At 72.9% G+C, this 23675-nt stretch carries 23 protein-coding genes; 2 read left to right on the top strand and 21 right to left on the bottom strand.

Going from position 1 to position 23675, the window contains the following annotated elements; all coding sequences use genetic code 11:
• Positions 1-7 precede the first annotated feature (7 nt).
• From DDP54_RS14845 to DDP54_RS14870, 6 genes are all read right to left on the bottom strand, one after another.
• Complete coding sequence (locus DDP54_RS14845; RefSeq protein WP_109132782.1) at positions 8-751, bottom strand: SseB family protein; 744 nt, start codon at positions 749-751, stop codon at positions 8-10.
• A gap of 2 nt (positions 752-753) precedes the next feature.
• Positions 754-1494 carry a bifunctional 1-(5-phosphoribosyl)-5-((5-phosphoribosylamino)methylideneamino)imidazole-4-carboxamide isomerase/phosphoribosylanthranilate isomerase PriA gene (priA, locus tag DDP54_RS14850; protein WP_109132783.1) on the bottom strand — a complete coding sequence of 247 codons (741 nt, stop codon included), beginning with the start codon at positions 1492-1494 and terminating at the stop codon, positions 754-756.
• 145 nt (positions 1495-1639) lie between these two features.
• A complete protein-coding gene (hisH, locus tag DDP54_RS14855) occupies positions 1640-2287 on the bottom strand; it encodes an imidazole glycerol phosphate synthase subunit HisH (RefSeq protein WP_109132784.1) in 648 nt (215 codons plus the stop codon).
• A gap of 9 nt (positions 2288-2296) precedes the next feature.
• Positions 2297-2848, bottom strand: a complete 552-nt coding sequence (locus DDP54_RS14860) for a hypothetical protein (protein WP_242448505.1) — start codon at positions 2846-2848, stop codon at positions 2297-2299.
• The gene (gene hisB, locus DDP54_RS14865) at positions 2845-3453 is read right to left on the bottom strand and encodes an imidazoleglycerol-phosphate dehydratase HisB (RefSeq protein ID WP_242448506.1); all 609 of its coding nucleotides are present in this window, start codon (positions 3451-3453) and stop codon (positions 2845-2847) included. The genes DDP54_RS14860 and hisB overlap by 4 nt, the downstream gene beginning before the upstream one ends.
• Positions 3450-4565, bottom strand: coding sequence for a histidinol-phosphate transaminase (locus tag DDP54_RS14870; RefSeq protein WP_109132786.1), 1116 nt, complete (start codon positions 4563-4565; stop codon positions 3450-3452). The genes hisB and DDP54_RS14870 overlap by 4 nt, the downstream gene beginning before the upstream one ends.
• A gap of 41 nt (positions 4566-4606) precedes the next feature.
• On the opposite strand from DDP54_RS14870, the gene DDP54_RS14875 reads away from it, so the two are divergent.
• Complete coding sequence (locus DDP54_RS14875) at positions 4607-6841, top strand: DEAD/DEAH box helicase (RefSeq protein ID WP_109132787.1); 2235 nt, start codon at positions 4607-4609, stop codon at positions 6839-6841.
• A gap of 57 nt (positions 6842-6898) precedes the next feature.
• On the opposite strand, the gene hisD is transcribed toward DDP54_RS14875, so the two are convergent.
• A complete protein-coding gene (gene hisD / locus DDP54_RS14880) occupies positions 6899-8221 on the bottom strand; it encodes a histidinol dehydrogenase (RefSeq protein ID WP_109132788.1) in 1323 nt (440 codons plus the stop codon).
• A gap of 100 nt (positions 8222-8321) precedes the next feature.
• Here hisD and DDP54_RS14885 point away from each other — a divergent pair, with 100 nt between their 5' ends.
• On the top strand, positions 8322-8564 hold the full coding sequence (locus tag DDP54_RS14885; RefSeq protein ID WP_109132789.1) for an RNA-binding S4 domain-containing protein: 243 nt from the start codon (positions 8322-8324) through the stop codon (positions 8562-8564).
• Between the two features lie 3 nt (positions 8565-8567).
• Here DDP54_RS14885 and DDP54_RS14890 read toward each other — a convergent pair whose 3' ends face one another.
• The 14 genes from DDP54_RS14890 to ftsW all read right to left on the bottom strand — a co-directional run bounded on the left by DDP54_RS14890 (position 8568) and on the right by ftsW (position 23673).
• Positions 8568-8966, bottom strand: a complete 399-nt coding sequence (locus DDP54_RS14890; protein ID WP_109132790.1) for a TIGR03618 family F420-dependent PPOX class oxidoreductase — start codon at positions 8964-8966, stop codon at positions 8568-8570.
• Between the two features lie 36 nt (positions 8967-9002).
• Positions 9003-12545, bottom strand: a complete 3543-nt coding sequence (gene dnaE / locus DDP54_RS14895; protein WP_109132791.1) for a DNA polymerase III subunit alpha — start codon at positions 12543-12545, stop codon at positions 9003-9005.
• Positions 12546-12594: 49 nt separating this feature from the next.
• Positions 12595-13530 carry an RluA family pseudouridine synthase gene (locus DDP54_RS14900; RefSeq protein ID WP_109132792.1) on the bottom strand — a complete coding sequence of 312 codons (936 nt, stop codon included), beginning with the start codon at positions 13528-13530 and terminating at the stop codon, positions 12595-12597.
• Positions 13523-14086, bottom strand: a complete 564-nt coding sequence (locus DDP54_RS14905; protein WP_109132793.1) for a signal peptidase II — start codon at positions 14084-14086, stop codon at positions 13523-13525. Before DDP54_RS14905 ends, DDP54_RS14900 begins: the two co-directional genes overlap by 8 nt.
• Before the next feature lie 31 nt (positions 14087-14117).
• Positions 14118-14579 (bottom strand): TraR/DksA family transcriptional regulator, encoded by a 462-nt coding sequence (locus DDP54_RS14910; RefSeq protein ID WP_109132874.1) that lies wholly within the window; start codon positions 14577-14579, stop codon positions 14118-14120.
• Positions 14580-14696: 117 nt separating this feature from the next.
• The gene (locus DDP54_RS14915) at positions 14697-15371 is read right to left on the bottom strand and encodes a DivIVA domain-containing protein (protein WP_109132875.1); all 675 of its coding nucleotides are present in this window, start codon (positions 15369-15371) and stop codon (positions 14697-14699) included.
• Positions 15372-15544: 173 nt separating this feature from the next.
• Positions 15545-15823, bottom strand: a complete 279-nt coding sequence (locus DDP54_RS14920; protein WP_109132794.1) for a YggT family protein — start codon at positions 15821-15823, stop codon at positions 15545-15547.
• 3 nt (positions 15824-15826) lie between these two features.
• Positions 15827-16300, bottom strand: a complete 474-nt coding sequence (gene sepF / locus DDP54_RS14925) for a cell division protein SepF (protein WP_109132795.1) — start codon at positions 16298-16300, stop codon at positions 15827-15829.
• 104 nt (positions 16301-16404) lie between these two features.
• The gene (gene pgeF / locus DDP54_RS14930) at positions 16405-17169 is read right to left on the bottom strand and encodes a peptidoglycan editing factor PgeF (RefSeq protein ID WP_242448507.1); all 765 of its coding nucleotides are present in this window, start codon (positions 17167-17169) and stop codon (positions 16405-16407) included.
• A gap of 2 nt (positions 17170-17171) precedes the next feature.
• Entirely contained in the window at positions 17172-18449 is a 1278-nt protein-coding gene (gene ftsZ, locus DDP54_RS14935) for a cell division protein FtsZ (RefSeq protein ID WP_109132796.1), read from the bottom strand.
• Positions 18450-18673: 224 nt separating this feature from the next.
• Complete coding sequence (locus DDP54_RS14940; protein ID WP_242448508.1) at positions 18674-19666, bottom strand: cell division protein FtsQ/DivIB; 993 nt, start codon at positions 19664-19666, stop codon at positions 18674-18676.
• A 140-nt stretch (positions 19667-19806) separates the two neighbouring features.
• Entirely contained in the window at positions 19807-21246 is a 1440-nt protein-coding gene (murC, locus tag DDP54_RS14945; protein ID WP_109132798.1) for a UDP-N-acetylmuramate--L-alanine ligase, read from the bottom strand.
• A complete protein-coding gene (murG, locus tag DDP54_RS14950) occupies positions 21243-22415 on the bottom strand; it encodes an undecaprenyldiphospho-muramoylpentapeptide beta-N-acetylglucosaminyltransferase (protein ID WP_242448509.1) in 1173 nt (390 codons plus the stop codon). Before murG ends, murC begins: the two co-directional genes overlap by 4 nt.
• Complete coding sequence (ftsW, locus tag DDP54_RS14955; RefSeq protein ID WP_109132799.1) at positions 22408-23673, bottom strand: putative lipid II flippase FtsW; 1266 nt, start codon at positions 23671-23673, stop codon at positions 22408-22410. Before ftsW ends, murG begins: the two co-directional genes overlap by 8 nt.
• Positions 23674-23675 lie beyond the last annotated feature (2 nt).

Here is a 23675-nt window from a genome sequence, read left to right on the forward strand (position 1 = left end):
GAGCCGGTCAGGGTCCTGCGAGCAGCCGCAGCTCGAGGGAGTCGACGGCTTCGGCGACCGTCTCGTCCGCCGCGAGGGCCGCATTGACGCGCGCGAGGACGTCGTCGAGCCGCGCGCGGTCCAGCCCCGGGGTGAGCGTCAGCACGACGGCGACCTCGGCGCGTCGACCCGGGACCGCGTCCGCGGCGAGCACCTCGGCCACGGCGCCGACCGCACGACCGATCGCCGACCGGACCCGGGGGTCGACCGCGTCGGTGCCGCCGGTCCTGATGACCGCGGGCTGCCACTCCTGCTGCTGCGCCAGCGCCCAGACGGCGGGCCGCGGGACGAGCACGGTCGTCGGGCCGCCCGGGTCGAGGACGATCAGCTCCCACTGCTCGGTGACGGCGGACAGCGCCGCCCGGGCCACGGCGGACGGGACAGGTCGTGCCTCAGCCCGCCAGGCGGTCATGCTCGCGACCGACGAGAACACGGGCAGCGCCGTCCGGCCGTCGGGGGCTCGGAGCGCGACGATCCCCGCCGACGCCTCCTTGTCGATCGTGTGCCGATGCCCACCCACCTCGACGACGTCGGCCGTCTCCAGCTCGGCCAGGACGGGCACGAGGACGCGGGTGCCCGCGAGCGCCGTCACGACCTGGGCCAGGGTGCCGTCGCCCCGGCCGTACGCCTCGAGGGCGGCGCCGAGCCGCGGGTCGCACGAACCGTCGTCGCCCGCGAACGGCGACGACGCCGGAAGCTCGCGACCCGCCACGCTCACGGCCGCCCGGCGACGTCCAGGGCCTGCGGGAGGGTGAACGCACCCGCGTAGAGGGCCTTGCCGACGATCGCACCCTCGACGCCCAGCGGCACGAGGGTGCGCAGCGCCTCGAGGTCGGCGAGGCTCGAGATGCCTCCCGACGCGACGACCGGCGCCTGCGTCCGGGCGCACACCTCGCGCAGCAGGTCCAGGTTCGGTCCGCGCAGCGTGCCGTCCTTGGTCACGTCGGTGACGACGTAGCGAGCGCAGCCGGCCTCGTCGAGGCGGGCCAGCACCTCCCAGAGGTCCCCGCCCTCCTGCGTCCAGCCGCGCGCGGCGAGCGTCGTCCCCCGCACGTCGAGCCCGACCGCGATCGCGTCGCCGTGGCTCGCGATCACCCTGGCCGTCCACTCCGGGTCCTCGAGCGCGGCGGTCCCCAGGTTGACGCGCGTGGCGCCGGTCGCGAGCGCACGCTCGAGCGACGCGTCGTCGCGGATGCCGCCCGACAGCTCGACCTTGACGCCCTTGCCCGCGAGCTCGGCTGCCACCTCCGCGAGGAGCGGCGCGTTCGAACCGCGACCGAACGCCGCGTCGAGGTCGACGAGGTGGATCCACTCGGCCCCGCCGAGCTGCCAGTCGAGGGCTGCGGCGAGCGGGTCGCCGTACCCGGTCTCCGACCCGGCCTCGCCCTGGACGAGGCGGACGGCCTGCCCACCGGCGACGTCGACGGCGGGCAGCAGCTCGAGGCGGTCGGTCATGGCGTCCTCTCTCCGGGCGACGGGGGGTCGTCGCCGCTGGCGCGAGCCACGAACGGGCCCTGCGCCGATCTGTGGTGGTCGGGTCGTTCTGGATGTGGTCGTGCGGGGTGGCGGACGTGCATCGTGCAGCTGCGACGCAGCGTCGTCAGCGCAACGACGCCACCCAGTTGGTCAGGAGCTGGGCGCCGGCGTCGCCGGACTTCTCGGGGTGGAACTGGGTCGCTGCGAGCGGGCCGTTCTCGACCGCCGCGACGAACGGACCGCCGTGGTCGGCCCACGTCACCAACGGAGCCGCGAAGCGTTCCCGGTCGACCGTCTCGGACAACGGGAACGAGCGGGCCGCGTAGGAGTGCACGAAGTAGAAGCGCTGGTCCTCGACCCCCGCGAAGAGCGCCGAGCCGTCGGCCGCGGCCACGGTCGCCCAGCCCATGTGCGGCACGACGGGCGCCTCGAGCCGGTCGACGAGACCGGGCCACTCCCCCAGGCCCTCGGTGTGCACTCCGTGCTCGTCACCGGCGGCGAACATCACCTGCATGCCGACGCAGATGCCGAGGACGGGCCGGCCGCCGGCGAGCCGACGGTCGATGATCTGGTCCCCGCGCACGGCGCGCAGCCCGGACATCACCGCGGCGAACGCACCGACGCCCGGCACGACGAGACCGTCGGCCTCGGCCGCGGCCTGTGCGTCGGCCGTCAGCTCGACGGCCGCGCCGACCCGCTCGAGGGCTCTGACCGCCGACCGGACGTTGCCGAAGCCGTAGTCGAGGACGACGACGCGGGGCTGGCTGGGCACGGGTCCAGGCTACCGGCGCCCGCGGGTCGACGACGCGAGCATCCGCATCGCCTTCCAGCGGGACAGGCCGACGCTGGTGACGACACCGTCGAGGTCGCCGACGCTCACGCCGCCGAGCAGCAGGTCCTCGAGGACCGCGGGCGCGTCTGACAGCACGAGACCGGCGGGAAGCTCGTCCCCCTGCTCTCCGGCCGTCCACCGGGTCGCGGTGATCTGGCTCGCTCGCCGCTCCAGCAGCACGACCGGGACGGCCTTGAGCAGCTTCGAGATCGCCGCTGCGCCGGCGGCGGCCGTGCGCGGGTCGCGCAGGAGGGCGAGGGCGCCCACCGGTGACGGCACGACGTCGACGTCGACGGTTGCCAGCGAGCACGCTGCAGCCAGCGGACCCGCCGCGGCGACCTGCGTGACGACGAGCGCCACCGTCACCGGGTCGTCGGCCGACTCGGTGAGCGAGGACAGGTCGTCCGGGATCGTCAGGTCGACCGGGAGGCCGTCGGCCGCCCGAGCCGGGTCGTCCGGGCGCGCGTCGTCCGGCAGCGAACCGTCCTGGCCCCCGCTCACAGCGTGCCCTTGGTGCTCGGGATCCCCTGGACGCGAGGGTCGAGCTCGACCGCGCTCCGCAGGGCGCGCGCCAGCGCCTTGAACTGCGCCTCGACGATGTGGTGCGGGTCGCGGCCCGCGAGCACGCGCACGTGGAGGCAGATGCCGGCGTGGTACGCGATGGACTCGAAGACGTGACGGGTCAGCGACCCGGTGAAGTGCCCACCGATGAGGTGGTGCTCCTGACCCGCGGGCTCGCCCGAGTGGACGAGGTACGGCCGGCCCGACACGTCGACGACGGCCTGGGCGAGCGCCTCGTCGAGCGGCACGAGCGCGTCGCCGAACCGCGAGATGCCCTTCTTGTCGCCGAGCGCCTGGCGCAGCGCCTCACCGATCGCGATGGCGACGTCCTCGACCGTGTGGTGCACGTCGATGTGCGTGTCGCCGGTCGCCCGGACCGTGAGGTCGATGAGGGAGTGCTTGCCGAACGCCGTCAGCATGTGGTCGTAGAAGCCGACGGTCGTGGAGATGTCGGTGATCCCGGTCCCGTCGAGGTCGAGCTCGACGAGGACGCTCGACTCGCTCGTCGTCCGCTCGATGCGCGCGGTCCGCGTGCCTGTGGTCACAGCCCTGCCACCTCCACCAGGGCGTCCTTGAACGCCGCCGTCTCCTGCGGCGTGCCGACCGACACGCGCAGCCATCCGTCCGGGCCGGTCTCTCGGATGAGGACCCCCCGGTCGAGCAGACCCTGCCAGATCCCGTGCCGGTCGTCGAACATCCCGAAGAGCACGAAGTTCGCGTCGGAGTCGGCGACCCGCAGGCCGCGCTCCCGGAGCCATCCCACGAGTGCGTCCCGCTCGGCCCGCAGCGAGCCGATCTGGGCCATCAGCGCGGGGGCGTGGCGCAGCGCGGCACGGGCGACGGCCTGCGTGACGGCCGACAGGTGGTACGGCAGCCGGACGACTCGCAGCGCGTCGACGAGCGCGGGCGCAGCGGCGAGGTAGCCGACCCGGGCCCCGGCGAGGCCGAAGGCCTTGGACATCGTGCGGCTCACCGCGAGGTGCGGGTGGTCCGCGAGCAGCTCGAGGGCCGAGGGGGTGCCGGCGCGGCGGAACTCCCCGTACGCCTCGTCGACGACCACGACGCACCCGCCGGGGACGGCCGCCGCGGCGTCGAGCACGACGTTCACCGTGGCGAGCGGCAGCGCGGTGCCGGTCGGGTTGTTCGGGCTCGCGAGCAGCACGACCGTCGGCGCCAGCTCGGCGATCGTCGCGCGCGCGACGTCCGGGTCGAGGCCGAAGTTCTCGTCGCGGCGCCCGGCGACCCACCCGGTGAAGGTGTCGCGTGCGTACTCGGGGTACATCGAGTACGTCGGGGCGAAGGACAGCGCGGTCCGCCCGGGGCCGCCGAACGCCTGCAGCAGGTGCAGCATGACCTCGTTCGAGCCGTTCGCCGCCCACAGCTGCCCGGGCTCCAGCTCGACGCCCGACTCGACCCGCAGGTAGGCCGCCAGGTCCTGGCGCAGCGCGAGGAAGTCCCGGTCGGGGTAGCGGTTGAGTCCGGCGGCCGCCGCCGCGACGTCACGGGCGATGTCCGCGACGACCTCGGGGCTCGGCGCGTACGGGTTCTCGTTGACGTTGAGCACGTACGGCGCGTCGAGCTGGGGTGCGCCGTAGGGCTCGATGCCGACGAGCTCGTCGCGCAGGGGCAGCGCTGTGCGGGCAGGGGGAACGTTCACGCCCCGATCGTAGTCAACGGCGCCGCGCCTACGATCGACAGATGACACCTCCCCCGCTCGACGCCGTCGCGCCCGCAGACCAGGAGGTCGACCGGACTGCCCTGCGCGCGCGGGCCGAGGTCGCTCTGCGCGCGCTCGTCGGCCGCGACGACGCGGAGCTGCGCGAGGACCAGTGGCTCGCGGTCGAGGCGCTCGTCGCCGACCGCCGACGCGCGCTCGTCGTGCAGCGGACGGGGTGGGGCAAGTCGGCGGTGTACTTCGTCGCGACCGCGCTGCTGCGTGCGGGCGCTGCCGGCCGACGGCCGTCGGGCCCGACCGTGATCATCTCGCCGCTCCTCGCGCTCATGCGCAACCAGGTGGCGGCCGCCGCGCGCGCGGGCATCCGCGCCGAGACGATCAACTCGGCGAACGTCACGGACTGGGACGGTGTGCACGCCCGCGTCGCCGCCGGTGAGGTCGACGTGCTGCTCGTGTCCCCGGAACGGCTCAACAACCCCGGCTTCCGCGACGAGGTGCTGCCGCGGCTCGCGGCCGACGCCGGCCTCGTCGTGGTCGACGAGGCGCACTGCATCTCGGACTGGGGGCACGACTTCCGTCCGGACTACCGGCGCATCCGCACGCTCCTCGCGGACCTGCCCGACGGGATCCCGGTGCTGGCCACCACGGCCACCGCCAACGCGCGCGTGACGGCCGACGTGGCCGAGCAGCTCGCCGTCACGGGGCACCGAGCCGACGGCACTCCCGGATCGGGGCTCGAGGACGTCCTCGTGCTGCGCGGCACCCTCGACCGCGAGAGCCTGCACCTCTCGGTCGCGCTGCTGCCCGACACGTCGGCCCAGCTCGCCTGGCTCGCGCACAACCTGCCCCGCATCGACGGGTCGGGCATCGTGTACTGCCTCACGGTGGCCGCGGCGCAGCAGGTCACCGAGCACCTGCGGGGCGTCGGGCTCGACGTCCGCGCGTACACCGGGCAGACGGACCCTGCGGAGCGCGAGGTCGCCGAGGCGGACCTGCTCGCGAACCGCGTCAAGGCCCTCGTCGCGACCTCGGCGCTCGGGATGGGCTTCGACAAGGGCGACCTCGCGTTCGTCGTGCACCTCGGCGCGCCGCCGTCGCCCATCGCCTACTACCAGCAGGTCGGGCGGGCCGGTCGCGCGACCGCGCGCGCCGAGGTCGTCCTGCTCCCCGGCCGCGAGGACCACGCGATCTGGGACTACTTCGCGTCGATGGCCTTCCCGCCGCAGGCCGAGGTCCGTGCCGCGATCGCCGCGCTCGACACCCATGGCACGCTGTCGACGGCCGCGCTCGAGACGCACGTCAGCCTGCGCCGCAACCGCCTCGAGCTCATGCTCAAGGTGCTCGACGTGGACGGCGCGGTCCACCGCGTCAAGGGCGGCTGGCAGTCGACCGGCGAGGCGTGGCAGTACGACACCGATCGCTACGAGCGCGTCGCCGCCGCCCGTCAAGCCGAGCAGCAGGCGATGGTCGACTACGTGCGCGGCGACGGGTGCCGGATGGCGTTCCTGCGGCACGCGCTCGACGACCCCGAGCTCGAGGGCCCCGGCGGGGACACCTGGCTGTGCGGGCGGTGCGACCGCTGCGGCGGTGCGTCCGCTGGCGCGGTGCCCGACGCGAGCGAGGTCACGGCCGCCCGAGAGCGCCTCGCGGTGCCGGGCCTCGAGGTCACGACGCGATCGATGTGGCCGTCGGGGATGGCGACGCTCGGCGTGGACCTCCGTGGCCGCATCGCCGCCGACGAGTCCGCCTCGACCGGACGCGCCGTCGCACGGCTCGACGGGATCGGGTGGGGTGGGCTGCTGCGCGACCTCTTCACGCCGACCACGGCCCACGTCGCCCCGGTCGACGAGCTGCCTGTCGCCCTGCGCCAGCCCGTGCTCGACGTGCTCGCCGCCTGGAACCCGATGCCCGCGCCGGCCGGCGTGGTCATGGTGGAGTCCGCGACGCGACCTGGTCTGGTGCGCCACCTGGCCGAGGGGGTCGCGCGCCAGCTCGGGGTGCCCGTCGTCGGCTCGGTACGACCCGCGGCCGGGTCCGCGCCGGGGCGGCACGACGTGAACTCCGCGCAACGGCTCGCGGGCGTCACGCAGCGGCTCGAGCTGGACCTGTCCCCCGCGGCCGCGGCCGGCCTCCCCGGCCGATCCGTCGTGCTCGTCGACGACCGCACCGACTCCGGGTGGACCCTGACGGTCGCCGCCAGGCTGCTGCGCGGTGCCGGGGCGTCTGCCGTGCACCCGTTCGTCCTGGGGGTCGGCTGACGCCCGTCACGGCCCGACCCCCGGTTCGCGGGCGGGCGGGCGTCGGAACCTCGGTCGTCAGAACCGGGCGAGGACTGCCTCGCCGTGAGCGGGAAGACCCTCGGCGTCGGCGAACGCGACGATCCGGTCCGTGACCTCCTTGAGGGCGGACGCGTCGTACTCGATGACCTGGACAGCCCGCACGAACGAGTGCACGCCGAGTCCGCTCGCGAAGTGCGCGCACCCGCCCGTCGGCAGCACGTGGTTCGACCCGGCCATGTAGTCCCCGAGCGAGACGGGCGAGTACGGCCCGACGAAGATCGCGCCCGCGCTCGTCACACGGTCCGCGAGGACGGCGGCATCAGCGGTCTGGATCTCGAGGTGCTCGGCGCCGTACGCGTTGACGACCTCGAGGCCGGCCTCCAGGTCGTCGACCAGCACGATCGCCGACTGCGTGCCGGACAGTGCCGTCTGCACCCGGGCGGAGTGGTGCGTCGCCGCGGCGCGTTCGCCGAGCTTCGCCTCGACCGCCTCCGCGAGCGCGACGGACGGCGTCACGAGGACTGCCGCCGCGAGCGGGTCGTGCTCGGCCTGCGAGATGAGGTCGGCGGCGACGTGGACCGGGTCGGCGCCGGCGTCGGCCAGGATCGCGATCTCCGTCGGCCCGGCCTCGGCGTCGATGCCCACGACGCCGCGCACGAGCCGCTTGGCGGCCGCCACCCAGACGTTCCCCGGACCGGTGATGACGTCGACCGGCTCGCACAGCGTCTCGCCGTCGGCCTCGTCGGTGCCTGCGGCGCCGTAGGCGAACATCGCGACCGCCTGCGCGCCACCCGCCGCGTACACCTCGTCGATCCCGAGCAGCGCGCATGTCGCGAGCACGACCGCGTCGGGCAGCCCGCCCGCGGACTTCTGCGGGGGCGACGCGACGGCGAGCGACCCGACGCCGGCCTCCTGGGCGGCGACGACGTTCATCACGACCGACGACGGGTAGACCGCGAGACCGCCGGGCACGTACAGCCCCACGCGGCGGACCGGGATCCAGCGCTGCCGGACCTGCGCACCGGGCGCGAGGTCGACTGTGAACGGTACGGGGCGCTGTGCCGCGTGGACGGTGCGGACCCGCAGGATCGTCTCCTCGAGGGCCTCGCGCACGTGCGGGTCGAGCGAGTCGACAGCTGCCGTGATCGCCTCAGCGGGGACGCGCAGGTGCTCCGGACGGACACCGTCGAACCGCTCGGCGAGGTCCCGGAGCGCCGCGGCGCCGCGTGCGCGCACGTCGGCGAGGATCGGCGCGACCGTCGCGGTGGCCGCCTCGACGTCCACCTCGGCACGCGGGAGGGCCGCGAGCAGCTCGCGGCGGGACAGGGTGCGACCGCGCAGGTCGATCCGAGAGATCACGCCTCCCAGTCTACCGACCGCCCCTCGCTCCGGGCGGGCCGTGGACGCCGCGACGTGACCGACGCCCACACGGTGACCCGCCGTCCGGGACACTGTGCACATGAGCACACCTCCTCCCACGCCCGACGACGTCACGCCGATCTCCGACGAGTCGATCCGGCTCGGCCAGTTCCTCAAGCTCGCGGGCCTCGCCGAGTCGGGGGCGCAGGCGCGTGAGCTGCTGGACGACGGCGTCGTGAGCGTCAACGGCGAGGCGGAGTTCCGGCGTGGGCGCCAGCTGCGGCGCGGGGACCTCGTGGTCGTGGACCAGCCGAACGGGCCTGTCCGCGCGGTCGTCGGCTGACGCCTAGCGGACCGTGCCCATCACCCGGTCGACCACGAGGTGCAGCACGATCCGCTCGGCCTTGAACTCGAGCCGCCGGTAGCGCACCGCGTAGGCCTCGACCGCCTCGGCGACGTCCGCAGGATCACGCGACAGCGTGACGCTCCCCTCGAGGGTGAGCCAACGCTGGCCGTCGAACTGGCAGAGGGCGGCCCGCGCGATCGCACCTCCGGTCGCGGCACGTTCGACGTTCCGGGCCTTGACCGAGGTGATCCTCGTGGTGACCCGCGCTCGGCCAGCCACCGCGTCCCACGTGAAGGCGACGGGGACCACATGGGGCGAACCGTCGGCGCGCAGCGTCGTCAACGTCGCCAGGTGCCGCGCAGCGACGAAGTCCAGCTGGTTCGCGGTCAGGGCCAGCACGAGGGAACCTCGGCCTGCACGGCCCGGCCGACCACGTCAGCCCGCCTGGAGACAGCTCGCGCCCAGGAGCGCCTTGAGGTCCCCGAACAGCGCGGGTGAGCGCTCGACGCGCAGACCCTCGTCGAGCCGCATGATCGTCGCGCGGCCCGGGCTCGTGAGGCGGAGATGGACCTCGGTCACCCCTGGGTGCGTCGACAGCACCTCACGGAGCCGCTCGACGACCGGCGGGGTGCACCGCGACACGGGCATCGACACGGTGATCGGCGCGTCGGCGACCGCGGTGATGTCCGGGAGCGACACCTCCATCGCCTGCAGCTGCATCGTCTCGTCACGCCGTCGGACCCGACCCCGGACCACGACCACCGCGTCCTCGGCGAGCACCGTCGAGTACGCGAGGTACGTCTCGCCGAAGAACATGATCTCGACCGAGCCCTCCATGTCCTCGATCGTGACCGCGGCCCACGGGTTGCCCTGCTTGGACATCTTGCGCTGCAGGGACGTGATGAGACCGGCCACCACGACAGTGGACCCGTCCGGTCGTGCCTCGTCGGCGTTCAGGGTCGCGATCGAGACGTCGGCTGCGGCCGACAGCACGTGCTCGAGGCCGGAGAGCGGGTGGTCCGAGACGTAGAGCCCGAGCATCTCGCGCTCGAACGCGAGCCGCTGCTTCTTGTCCCAGTCGGGCAGGTCCGGGATCGTCACCGAGAAGCCCCCGGACGCGTCGTCGTCGCCCAGGAGGTCCGCGAACAGGTCGAACTGGCCCTCGGCCTCCTTGCGCTTGACGCCGATGACGGAGTCGACCGCCTGCTCGTGCACGAGGAGCAGTGCGCGCCGTCCGTGCCCGAGAGAGTCGAAGGCCCCGGCCTTGATGAGGGACTCGATCGTGCGCTTGTTGCAGACGACGGCGGGGACCTTGTCGAGGAAGTCGGTGAACGACGTGAACTCGCCCTTGGCCTCGCGGGTCCGCACGATCGCGTCGACCACGTTCGCGCCGACGTTGCGCACAGCGGTGAGGCCGAAGCGGATGTCGTGACCGACGGCCCTGAAGTTCGCGGACGACGAGTTGACGTCGGGCGGGAGCACCGTGATGCCCATGTGCCGGCACTCGCCGAGGTACAGCGCCGACTTGTCCTTGTCGTCGCGCACGGACGTGAGCAGCCCGGCCATGTACTCGGTCGGGTAGTTGGCCTTGAGGAACGCCGTCCAGTACGAGACGACGCCGTACGCCGCGGAGTGCGCCTTGTTGAACGCGTAGCCCGCGAACGGGACCAGCACGTCCCAGACCGCCTGGATCGCCCCGTCGGAGTAGCCACGCTCGCGGCAGCCCGCCTGGAACGGCACGAACTCCTTGTCGAGGATCGACTGCTTCTTCTTGCCCATCGCGCGGCGCAGGAGGTCGGCCTGGCCGAGGGTGTACCCCGCCAGCTTCTGCGCGGCGCGCTGCACCTGCTCCTGGTAGACGATCAGGCCGTGCGTGATGCCGACGACGTCCTCGAGCGCCGCCTCGAGCTCGGGGTGGATCGGCTCGACCTTCTGCAGGCCGTTCTTGCGCAGCGCGTAGTTGATGTGGGAGTTCATGCCCATCGGGCCCGGGCGGTAGAGCGCGATGACGGCGGAGATGTCCTCGAAGCTGTCGGGGCGCATCTGGCGCAGCAGCGACCGCATCGGCCCGCCGTCGAGCTGGAAGACGCCGAGGGTGTCGCCGCGGCTCAGCAGCTCGTAGGTGGCGGGGTCGTCGAGCGCGACGTCCTCGATGCGGATGGCCCGCTTGCCGTTCATCTCGATGTTCTCGAGCGCGTCATCCAGGATCGTGAGGTTGCGCAGGCCGAGGAAGTCCATCTTGATCAGCCCGAGAGCCTCGGCACCCGGCTGGTCGAACTGCGTGATGATCGCGCCGTCCTGCGGCCGCCGCATGATCGGCAGGATGTCGATGAGCGGCTCGCTCGACATGATGACGCCCGCCGCGTGCACGCCCCACTGCCGCTTGAGGTTCTCGAGGCCGCGCGCTGTCTCGAGGACGCGCTGCGCCTCGGGATCTGCCTGCACGACCTGCCGGAACGTCTCCGCCTCGGCGTAGCGGGAGTCGTCCGGGTTGTAGATCCCGGCGAGGGTGATGTCCTTGCCCATGACGGGCGGCGGCATCGCCTTCGTGAGCTTCTCCCCCATGGCGAACGGGAAGCCCAGGACGCGCGACGCGTCCTTGAGCGCCTGCTTGGCCTTGATCGTGCCGTACGTGACGATCTGTGCGACGCGGTCCTCGCCGTACTTGTCCGTGACGTACCGGATGACCTCACCGCGCCGACGCTCGTCGAAGTCGACGTCGACGTCGGGCCAGGAGATGCGCTCGGGGTTGAGGAACCGCTCGAAGATCAGGCCGTGCTCGAGCGGGTCGAGCTCGGTGATGCCCATCGCGTAGGACGCCATCGACCCGGCGGCGGACCCGCGCCCCGGACCGACGCGGATGCCCTGCGCCTTGGCCCAGTTGATGAAGTCCGCGACGACGAGGAAGTACCCCGAGAACCCGAGCTGGGTGATGACCCCGGCCTCGTAGTCCGCCTGCACCCGCACGGGCTCCGGGATGCCCGTCGTGTAGCGGCGGCGCAGGCCCGTCTCGACCTCCTTGACGAACCAGGAGTCCTCGTTCTCCCCGGCCGGGACCGGGAACCGGGGCATGTAGTTGGCGTTCGTGTTGAACTCGACGTCGCACTGCTCGGCGATCAGCACGGTGTTGTCGCACGCCTCGGGGACCTCGGCCCACGTGCGCCGCATCTCCTCGGAGGTCTTCAGGTAGAACTGGTCGGTGTCGAACTTGAACCGGTCCGGGTCGGCGAGGGTCGAGCCCGACTGCACGCACAGCAGCACCTCATGGGCCTTCGAGTCCTCGTGGCGCGTGTAGTGCAGGTCGTTCGTCGCGACGAGGGGTGCGCCGATGACCTCGGCGACACGGCGCAGGTCCTTGATGACGCGCTTCTCGATGTCCAGGCCGTGGTCCATGAGCTCGACGTAGAAGAACTCCTTGCCGAAGATGTCCTGGAGCTCGCCGGCAGCGCGCACGGCCTCGTCGAACTGGCCGAGCCGCAGGCGCACCTGCACCTCGCCCGACGGGCAGCCCGTCGTCGCCAGCAGCCCCGCGGAGTAACGGCTCAGCAGCTCGCGGTCCATGCGCGGCCACTTGCCCATCTGCCCCTCGAGCGACGCCAGCGACGACATCCGGAACAGGTTGTGCATGCCCTCGGTCGTCCGCGACAGCAGCGTCATGTGCGTGTACGCACCGCGCGCCGAGACGTCGTCGGACGACTGGTGCGCCTCGCCCCACTTGACGCGCGTCTGGTCGAACCGGCTCGTGCCCGGCGTGACGTACGCCTCGATGCCGATGATCGGCTTGATGCCGTGCGCGCGGGCACGCGACCAGAAGTCGAACGCGCCGAACAGGTAGCCGTGGTCGGTGATCGCGAGCGACTTCTGACCGATCCGCTCGGCCTCGGTCAGCAGGTCCTCGACGCGGGCGGCACCGTCGAGCATCGAGTACTCGGTATGCGTGTGGAGGTGAACGAAGTCGGATCCCCCAGCCGGTGCCATGCGGGCCAGTCTAGGTCGCCCTGCCGACATGTCCGGCGTCGGCACGGGCCTAGCGGTACCCGTCGCGCAACGTCTCGAGGGCCGAGGCGAGATCATCCGGATACTGGCTGGTGAACTCGACCCAGGCCCCGGTCGACGGGTGCGTGAACCCGAGCCGCATCGCGTGCAACCACTGCCGGGACAGGCCGACGCGGGCGGCGAGGACGGGGTCCGCGCCGTACATCAGGTCGCCGACGCACGGGTGGCGCAGCGCCGCGAAGTGCACCCGGATCTGGTGCGTGCGACCGGTCTCGAGGTGGACCTCGACCAGAGAGGCCGCCGGGAGCATCTCCAGCACCTCGTAGTGGGTCACCGACGGCTTGCCGTCCGCGACGACCGCGAACTTCCAGTCCGAGCTCGGGTGCCGCCCGATCGGCGCGTCGATCGTGCCTGTCGTGGGCTCCGGGTGGCCCTGGACGAGCGCGTGGTAGACCTTCTCGACCGTGCGCTCCTTGAAGGCCCGCTTCAGCACCGTGTACGCGTGCTCGCTCTTCGCGACGGCCATGAGCCCCGACGTGCCCGCGTCGAGCCGGTGCACGATGCCCTGCCGCTCGGCCGACCCCGACGTCGAGATCCGGTAGCCGGCTGCGGCGAGCGCGCCGACGACCGTCGGGCCGGTCCAGCCCGGCGACGGGTGCGCGGCGACGCCGACGGGCTTGTCGACCACGACCACGTCCTCGTCGTCGTGCACGATGCGCATCCCGGGCACAGGTTCCGGCACGACGGCCGGCGCAGGGTCCGCCGGGTCGGGCAGGTCGACCTCGAGCCACGCACCGGCCACGAGCCGGTCGGACTTGCCCATGTCGCGCCCGTCGACCCGGACGGCGCCGGCGGCGGCCAGGTCGGCTGCTGCCGTTCTCGACAGGCCGAGCAGGCGCGCCAGGCCGGCATCGACACGCTCCCCCGCGAGGCCGTCCGGCACGGGCAGCGATCGCGTGTCAGGCATCGGCGCCAGGCGCCTCGGTCTTCGGCTCGGCGTGCTCGCGGGTCCCGTCGAGCCGCACGCCGCGCAGCGCCTGGATGACGACCAGCCCCGCGGCCGTGACGATGGCGATGTCCGCGACGTTGCCCACGAAGACGTTGGCATAGGCGATGAAGTCGATGACGTGGCCGCGGGCGATGCCCGGCTCCCGGATCATGCGGTCGACGAGGTTGCCGAGGGCGCCACCGAGCAGCAGCCCGAGGGCGATCGCCCACCCGGTCGAGCCCAGACGCCGCGACACGCGCACGACGACGACGACGACCGCGCAGGCGATCAGCGTGAGGACCCAGGTCATCCCCGTCGCGATCGACAGCGCCGCGCCCGGGTTGAAGACGAGTCGCAGCCCGAGCAGGTCACCGACGAGCGGTCGGCGAACCGTGTCGAGCAGGTGGGTCAGCGCCCACGCCTTCGTCGCCTGGTCGACCAGGAGCACGACGACGGTGAGCACGACGACCAGCACGACCAGTCGACGACGCGGACCGCTCCGCCCCGGGGCAACGGTCAACTCATCTGCTGGCATGGACGACATCGGAGAAGAGTCTACGGGCGCGTCAGCGACGCTCTTCACGCTGCTTGCACTCCACGCACAGGATCGCGCGCGGGAACGCCTGGACACGCGCCTTGCCGATCGCCTTGCCGCACGACTCGCAGGCACCGAACGTCCCCGCGGCGATGCGGGTCAGCGCGTGCTCGGACTGCACGAGCAGGTCCCGCGTGTTGTTGACGAGCGTGAGCTCCTGCTCGCGCTCGAGCGCGCTCGACCCCGAGTCGGCCTGGTCGTCGCCTGCACCGTCCCCGGAGTTGCGCAGGAGCTCGGAGAGGTCGGCGTCGGCCGACGCCAGCTCCGACCGGAGCCGACGCACATGCCCGATCAGCTCGTCCGCGATCGCCCGGACCTCCCGGGCAGTCCATGGCTTCTCGCCGTCACGGACCGGGAACTGGCGGACCGTCTTGGCGAGGTCCGGCAGGTCGAAGGCGCCGGGCTCGGCGCTGAGCGATTCGTTGATGGTCACGAGCACCCTCTCTGTGGGAGTCACGTGAGGGTAGGTGACCCCGTGAAATGACACAACACACCACGCAGGAAGAACCTGCGTGGTGTGTCGTGAGGTGACTGCTGGTAACGCTGTCGGTCAGATCCGAGCGCCGTCGCCGGACGGCTGCGCGTTCTGCCCGCTGCGGGGCGGGAGCGCACTGCCGCGGTTGTCGAGGTCGCCGAGAAGGTTCTCGAGGTAGCTCTTCAGGCGCGTCCGGTAGTCACGCTCGAAGACGCGCAGCTCGTCGATCTTGCGCTCGAGGAGCGACCGCTCCTGCTCGAGCTGACCGAGCGTGCGTGCCGACGTCTCCTCGGCCTCCCGGACGATGCGCGCACCCTGCGACTTCGCCTCGGAGATGAGCCGGTCGCTCTCCTCCTGGCCGCTGCGCACGTAGTCGTCGTGCAGCTTCTGCGCCAGGGCCAGCATCCCCGTGGCCGACTCCGGCTCGTTGGTCCGCTGCGGGGCGACGGGGGCCACGACGACGGGCGCCGGTGCGACGACCGCCGGCGACACCACGCGCTCGGGCTCGTGGACGGGCTCCGGCTTCGGGGCGGGAGCAGCCTGCTGGGCACCCGCCCGGCTGAGCTCGGCGATGCGCCGCTCGGCGGCGGCGAGCTTCGTCTTGAGGTCGTCGTTCTCGCCCTGGACGGATCGCAGAGTGTTGACGACCTCGTCGAGGAAGTCGTCGACCTCGTCCTGGTCGTAACCCTCGCGGAACTTCGTCGCCTGGAACTTCTTGTTCAGGACGTCGTCTGCGGTCAGCAGTGCCATCGTCGTCACCTCTTCGGTCGAGCTTGGTCAAGCCGGTGGGCAGTCACCGACCGCCACGGCTCACGGTAGCGGACATTGGCGGTCTCGCATGCGACCCGCCAGGACATTCGCGCCTCCCGGACCTGCTCCGCGCGCACCACCGAGCTCACGCCTCGGGGTGCATTCGGGGCGAATCAGGCGAGAACGGACAGCAGGATCGAGCACGTCAGCATCAGGACAAGAAACGCCAGATCGAGACGTACGTTGCCGATCGCGAGCGGCGGCAACAGCCTGCGCAGGAACCGCAGCGGAGGGTCTGTGACCGTGTAGGTGGCCTCGGCGACGACCAGGACAGGTCCGCTCGGCCGCCAGTCGCGGACGAAGAACTGCACCCAGTCCAGCACGAGCCGCACGAGCAGCAGCAGGAAGAACGCCAGGACGACCAGGCGCAGGATCTCCGTGATCAGGCGCACGCGTCAGCTCTGGTTGAAGAATCCGGGGCGTGCCGGCTCGGCAGCCGGCGGGGGCTCCTCGCCGATGATCTCGACGTGCGACGGCGACAGGAGGAACACCTTGTTGGTGACCCGCTCGATCGCGCCGTGCAGACCGAAGATCAGGCCCGCAGAGAAGTCGACGAGCCGCTTGGCGTCCGCGTCGTCCATGTCCGACAGGTTCATGATCACGGGCGTGCCCTCGCGGAACGCCTCACCGATCTTGCGCGCGTCGTTGTACGAGCGCGGGTGGATCGTGGTGATGCGTCGCAGCTCGCCCGTCAGGGGTGCCGGGTTCGCGACCCGTGCGACCGGCCGGTGCAGCGGTGTGACCTGAGCCTCGTACTCGTGCGGCACCGTTGCCTCCTGGTCGTCGTACTCGTCGACGTACTCGTCGTGCTCGCCCCGGTCGTCGGCAAGGCCGAGGTACAGCATCGTCTTGCGCAGTGCTCCGGCCATCGCGGTCTCCCCATCCCGTACAGATATTCCCAGCGAAATCACGCTAGCAACGCCGATCGGCACTCCCGGCGCGACACGCGCGGGCTGCCCGGATTGCGTCGAGTTCACCCTTCGAGGCGAATGACCCCGGCGAACCGGCCCGTCGTGCCACCGTGGCGTGCGGCCAGGCGGTGAGAGTAGAACCTCTCGTCCGTCGTCGTGCAGATGCCCACGGTCCGAACGTCCCGCACCCCGGCGCGCGCCAGTACGGCCGCCACGCCGGCCGGGAGGTCGAGCGCAGGCGTCCCCCAGGCCGTCGTCGCCCACGTCTCGGGCAGCGCGGCCGCGACCTCGTCCCGCATCGCTGCGGGCACCTCGTAGGCGGCGCCGCTGATCGACGGACCAACGACGGCACGCAGCCGGTCACGGTACGCCCCAGCGGCCTCGAGCGCGTCCACCGCAGCCTGGACGACCCCCGCCACGAGCCCGCGTCGCCCTGCGTGGACCGCGCCGACGACGCCCGCCTCGACGTCGGCCAGCAGGACCGGCACGCAGTCGGCCACCAGGACCGCCACGGCAACCGACGGCGAGGTCGAGACGAGGGCGTCGTAGAGCCCGACGGAGGTGGCCGAGCTCGCGGGCGGGCCCGACAGCACCCGGACGCCGGTGCCGTGCACCTGGGAGGCGAACGCGACGCGGGCCCCGACCCAGCGCTCGACGACCTGTCGGTTGGCGAGCACGCGCGCCGCCGTGTCGCCGACCTCGAGCCCGAGGTTCAGCGCATCCCACGGTGGGACGCTCACACCGCCCGACCGGGTCGTGAATCCCGCGCGGACCCCGGGGCCGAGGTCGGCCTCGACGACGGGCACCACGCCAGGGCCGACCGGCACGGCTACTTGAGGAAGTCGGGGATGTCCAGGTCGTCGCTCGCGCGACGCGCGGACGGGTCCTCGTCGAAGACTCGCGGCACCTCGAGCTGACCCGTCTCCGGGGCCGCCTCCGGGTCGCTCGACAGGAATGCCGGCACGCCGCCGCTGTACCCGGTGTGCGACGAGGTGCCGTTCGGCGCGGCGGTGCCGACCCGCACGAGGTCGTCGTCGGGGTCGACCGGGCGCGGCTGGGAGATCGCGTGCGACGGGATCGACGGCGCCGTGGCCTGACGCGGGACCGACGTCGAACCGCTGACCTGGCCGAGGCCACGTCCCTCGCGGCGGGTGAGCGGCGCGCCGCCGTCGAACCCCGCGGCGATGACCGTGACACGGACCTCGTCGCCGAGCGCGTCGTCGATGACCGCACCGAAGATGATGTTGGCCTCGGGGTGCGCGGCCTCCTGGACCAGGCGCGCGGCCTCGTTGATCTCGAACAGGCCGAGGTCCGAGCCACCCTGGATCGAGAGCAGCACGCCGTGCGCGCCGTCGATGCTCGCCTCGAGGAGCGGCGAGGAGATCGCCAGCTCGGCGGCCTGGACCGCACGGTCCTCGCCGCGGGCGGAGCCGATGCCCATGAGTGCCGATCCGGCGCCCTGCATGACGGACTTGACGTCCGCGAAGTCGAGGTTGATCAGGCCGGGGGTCGTGATGAGGTCCGTGATGCCCTGCACACCCGACAGGAGCACCTGGTCGGCCGAGTGGAACGCGTCGAGGACGGACACGGACCGGTCGGAGATCGACAGGAGCCGGTCGTTCGGGATCACGATGAGCGTGTCGACCTCGGCCCGCAGCGACTCGATGCCGGTGTCGGCCTGGACCGACCGGCGTCGGCCCTCGAACGTGAACGGACGCGTGACGACACCGATGGTGAGCGCGCCGAGCGAGCGCGCGATCCGCGCGACGACGGGTGCGCCGCCGGTCCCGGTGCCACCGCCCTCTCCGGCCGTGACGAAGACCATGTCGGCCCCGCGCAGGACGTCCTCGATCTCGTCGGTGTGGTCCTCGGCGGCGCGCTTGCCGACCTCGGGGTCGGCGCCCGCACCGAGCCCGCGCGTCAGCTCGCGGCCGACGTCGAGCTTCACGTCCGCGTCGGACATGAGGAGCGCCTGGGCGTCGGTGTTGATCGCGATGAACTCGACACCCTTGAGCCCGACCTCGATCATCCGGTTGACGGCGTTGACCCCGCCACCGCCGATGCCGACGACCTTGATGACCGCCAAGTAGTTCTGCGGAGCTGCCACGATGGGTGCCTCTCGTTCTTCGCCAGGTGCTGCCGGGGCCGTGCTCGACACGCCGTGCCGGCCGGTGAAACCTTCACCCTCAACTAGAGGGTTATAGTTATGTCAGATGGTGTCACTGCGTGACGCTAGGTGCGGCGAGCCCCCGGAGCAACGACCGCGCCGCGCGTGTCGGCGAGATCCTTGCGTGGCGGGCGTGTCGCGAGACCCCTGCGCGCCGGTTCGTGTCACTTCGTGACCGGGAGCGTCGGCGCCGACACGTCGTACACCTGCGCCCCAGCGCTCGACGGAGCCTTGCGCAGAGCCTGGAGCACCGCGATCTTCAGGGGAGCCTGCTGGGCGCTCCCCCACTCGACGCGCGCACCGTCCCGCAGCTGCATCGTGACGGTGTCCTGGGTCTGCGCCGAGACCTGCCCGACCTCCGCGAGGAGATCGGCCGGCAGCGCCTGGAGGACGGAGAGCACCGCGGCAAGCGTGCGCTTGTCCCCCACCGGCACCTCGACGACCGGCAGGCCGTCGGGCGCGGCGTCGACGCGACCGACCTGCACCCCGTCCATGTCGAGCAGCGCGAAGCCCGCCGCGGGTGCCGTCGGGTCGGCCGGCGCAGTCTCCGGGACGGCCGCGACCGGCTCACGCGCGACCAGCTCGACGACGATCCCGTGCGGCCAGTCGCGCGTCACCCGCGCCTCACGCACGCCGGGGACCTCGAGAATCGCATCGCGCAGACCGACCGTGTCCAGGCGCGGCAGCGGCGTGCTCGCGCGCGCGGCCACCACAGCAGCGACCTGGTCGACGGCCACGACCGTGCCCGCGCCCGTCACCGTCACGTCCAGCGGGTCCAGCGCCAGCACCGGCGAGACGAAGAGGAGCCAGCCGACCGCCGCGAGGCCGACCAGACCGCCGCCGACGCCGAGGACCTGGCGGCGCGCGATGGTGCGCCGCGCCCGCGCCCGTTCCGCGAACCGGGCCGCGGAACCGGTCGACACCACGGACGGACGCACCGGGACGACACCGCCGCCGCGTCCGGCCGCATACGTCGTGACCGACGGCTCGAGCAGAGCGGCGATGTCGCGCCCGGGACCTGCCCCGCGCCCGGCGCCGCGGGCGTTCCCGACCGACTTGCGATGCCCGGCGGCAGGCGTACCGCGCCCGGCCGACGGAGTGGCTCCCGTCCTCGGCGCCGATCCGGCACCGCCCGGCGGGGTGCGCAGCGGCGTCACAGCGGGCGGCGGGACGCGTCCAGGCGTCGCAGGTGTCGGCGCTGTGCGGGGCGCGTCGGGGGCCGGAGGTGCGGCGCGTGGTGGCGCCGGCCGCGGCCGCGCAGGGCGTCCCGGCAGCGGCTGCCGGGGGCGTGACGGACTCACGCCCGGCCTCTCCCGCGCGCGGCCAGGGCCGCCAGGATCTCGGGTGCGAGCTCCGTCACGTCGCCGGCACCGACCGTCAGGAGCAGGTCGCCCGGCCGCGCGGCGGCGGCGACCACTGCGGCTGCTGCGTGCCGGTCACCGACGAGCTGCGCCTTGCCGGGCGTCGGGACCTGGTCGACGATCAGCGCGCCCGTGACCGTGGGGTCCGGGTCCTCGCGTGCCGCGTACACGTCGGTCACCACGACCGAGTCGGCAAGGTCCAGCGCCGCACCGAACTCGGTCGCGAACGTCCGCGTGCGCGAGAAGAGGTGCGGCTGGAAGAGCACGAGCACGTTCCCGGTTCCGGCGACGCTCCGAGCGGCACGCAGGAGCGCGGCGACCTCCGTCGGATGGTGCGCGTAGTCGTCGACGACACGGACACCGTCCGCCGTGCCGCGCGCCTCGAACCGTCGCCCGGTTCCTCGGAACGCCGCGAGGCCCGCCGTCGCCGCATCGATCGACAGGCCCACGTGGCGCGCCGCGACGTAGGCCGCGGCCGCGTCGAGCGCGTTGTGAGCGCCGGGCACCGCCAGCCGCAGCACGGTGCCGCCGATCTCCGCCAGGGTCGTCGTGAGCCGCACGACCCACGCACCGTCGGTGGCTTCGAGCGGCCCGACGACCACGTCGGCGTCGTCGCGGGTGCCGTACGTGACGACCTGCACCGATCGGGCGGCCAGGTCGGTGCGCGTGCGCACCACGAGCCGGCAGGCGCCGTCGTCGTCCGCGCACACGACGAGGAGGCCGCCGGCGCGGATGCGTCCGGCGAACGCCACGAACGCGTCGTCGAACGCTGCGCGCGTCCCGTAGTGGTCCAGATGGTCGGGCTCGACGTTGGTCACGACGGCGACCGTCGGTGCGTAGTTGAGGAACGAGCCGTCCGACTCGTCCGCCTCGGCGACGAAGGCCCGCCCGGCGCCGCTGCGGCTGCCGCCCAGAGGACCGTCGTCGGACAGGACCGTGCCGCCGATCGCGAACGACGGGTCCGTTCCCGCCTGCACCAGCGCTGTCGCGATCATGGCCGACGTCGTGGTCTTGCCGTGCGCGCCCGCGACAGCGATCGCGTCGTAGCCGACCATGAGCGCCGCGAGCGCCTGCGAGCGGTGCAGGACGCGCAGACCGGTCGCCCGGGCCCGTGCGAGCTCCGGGTTGGACTCACGGACCGCGGTCGACACGACGACCGTGTCGACGCCGTCGACGTGCGCCGCGTCGTGACCGACCCACACACGGACCCCGGCGGACCGCAGCTGGCCGAGCACCACCGAGTCCTTGGCGTCCGACCCGCTGACCGGGACGCCGCGCGCCGCGAGCAGGCCCGCGATGGCCGACATCCCGGCTCCCCCGACGCCGATCAGGTGCGTGCGCCCGAGATCGGCGATCGCCGGGATCACGGCGGTCATGAGCCGACCTTCGCCGCGGGCGGCAGGTGGGCCTCGACGAGATCGGCCAGGCGTGCCGCCGCATCGCGCACGCCGACCGACGCCGCCGCAGCGCCCATGCGGTCGCGCAGCCCGGCCGCGTCGGGGCCGACGAGCAGCGGGAGCAGGTGCGTGCGCAGCCAGGCTGCGGTCAGGTCGTCGTCCGCCACGAGGAGGCCTCCGCCGGCCGCCACGGCCGGTGCGGCGTTGAGACGCTGCTCGCCGTTGCCGACCGGCAGCGGGACGTACACGGCCGGCAGCCCGAGCGCGGTGAGCTCGCACACGGTCCCGGCACCCGAGCGTCCGAGCACGACGTCTGCGCACGCGAGCGCGAGCTGCATCTCGCTGAGGTACTCCCGCACGTGGTAGGTCGTGGCGCCCGGGAGCTTGTCCACGACCGCGCGTACGGCGGCGGCCTTGCCCGCACCCGTCAGGTGCAGGACCTGCACCCCCGCTGCGACCAGGTCGGCCGCGGCGGACGCCACCGCGGTGTTGACGCTCACCGCGCCCAGCGAGCCACCGGTGACGACCAGCGTGGGCAGCGTGGGGTCCAGACCGAGCTGCGCTGCTGCCGCCGCCCGCGTCCCCGGCCGGTCACGCGCCAGGTCCGCGAGGAGCGTGGCGATCTCCGGCCGCAGCGGGAGCCCGATCAGCTGGGCGCCGCGCAGCCGAGTACCGGCGAACGTCACGGTGACGTCGGCCGCCCAGCGGGCGCCGAGACGGTTCGCCAGCCCGGCGCGCGCGTTCTGCTCGTGCACGACCACGGGGATCCCCCGCCGGCGTGCCGCGAGGTAGGCGGGCGTCGAGACGTACCCGCCGAAGCCGACCACGACCTGCGCCCCGGACGCGTCCAGGGCGCTCCCGGCCGCACGCACGGCCGCCCGCAGCCTGCCGGGCAGGCGCAGCAGGTCAGCAGAGGGCCGTCGTGGCAGCGGCACGCGGGGCACGGGCGCGAGCGTGAAGCCGCGCTCGGGCACGAGGCGCGCCTCGAGCCCCTCCGCGGTGCCGAGCACCGTGATGCGCAGCTCAGGGTCGCGGCTCCGCAGCTCCTCGGCGAGCGCGAGGAGCGGGTTGACGTGCCCGGCGGTCCCGCCGCCTGCGAGGAGGACGGACCGTCGCACCGGGTCGGCTCCGTTGCCCGGGTCAGCCACGCGTGCGACCGATCACCGCGAGCGACCGGCGCACCACACTGGCGCGTGCGGACAGAGCCTCGGCCGCACCAGGTTCTGTCCGGGCGAACGAGACGACGACCCCGAGGGCTGTCATCGTCGTGATGAGCGCCGACCCCCCGGCGGACACGAGCGGGAGCGGCACGCCGATGACCGGCACGAGCCCGATGACGACGCCGATGTTGACGAGCGCCTGACCGATGATCCAGCACACGATCGCGCCCGTCGTGATCTGGACGAACGGGTCGGGGTGGCGGCGGATGACCCGGAACATCGCGAACGCGAGCAGGCCCACGAGCGCCAGGACCAGCAGCGTGCCGATGAGCCCGAGCTCCTCGCCGATGATCGCGAAGATGAAGTCGTTGTGGGCCTCGGGCAGGTACGACCACTTCTCGCGGCTCTGGCCGAGACCGAGACCGCCCCACCCGCCGGTGGCCAGCCCCCAGCCGCCGTGCAGCGTCTGGTAGCAGCCGTTGCTCGTGTCGCAGTCCGACCCGAAGAGCGCCTCGAGCCGCTTGACGCGGTTCGGGCTCGAGAGCGCCAGCGAGATCGCGACCCCGAGGGCCGCGATCACAGACGCCCCCAAGACCCGCAGCGGGACACCCGCGATGAACAGTGCTCCCACCACGAGCATCATCAAGACCATCGCGGTGCCGAGGTCGTTGCCGATCAGCACGAGGCCGATCATCGCCGCCGCGACCGGGACGGCCGGGATGAGGGCGTGCTTCCACTCCCCCAGCAGCGGTCGCTTGCGCGCGAGGACCGCCCCGAGCCAGATCGCGAGTGCGAGCTTGACGGCCTCCGAGGGCTGCGCGGTGAAGCCGGCGACCCGCACCCAGTTCTGGTTGCCCTTGATCGCGAACCCCAGGCCCGGGATGAAGACCATGAGCTGGAACACGGTCGCGGCCCCGAGGATCGGCCACGCCATCGTCCGGTAGAAGCGCACAGGCAGCCGCGAGGCGACCCACATCAGCGGCAGCCCGAGGAGCGCGAACCGGGCCTGGTCGAGGAAGACGGCATACGGCGAGCGTCCCGCGGCCAGCGACTCGACGCTCGAGCTGGACAGGACCATCACGAGGCCGAGGACGAGCAGCAGCGCCGTCGCGCCCGTGAGCACGTAGTAGCTCGTCACGGCGCTGTTCCACTGACCGAGGATCGAGCCCGTCCTGGACCGGGCCGGCTCGCGTGCGGCGCGCGGCGCGGAGCTCGAGGCAGCGCGCGGCGGGATCGTCAGTGCCATGG

The organism is Cellulomonas sp. WB94, assembly GCF_003115775.1.
Classification (GTDB): Bacteria; Actinomycetota; Actinomycetes; order Actinomycetales; family Cellulomonadaceae; genus Cellulomonas_A.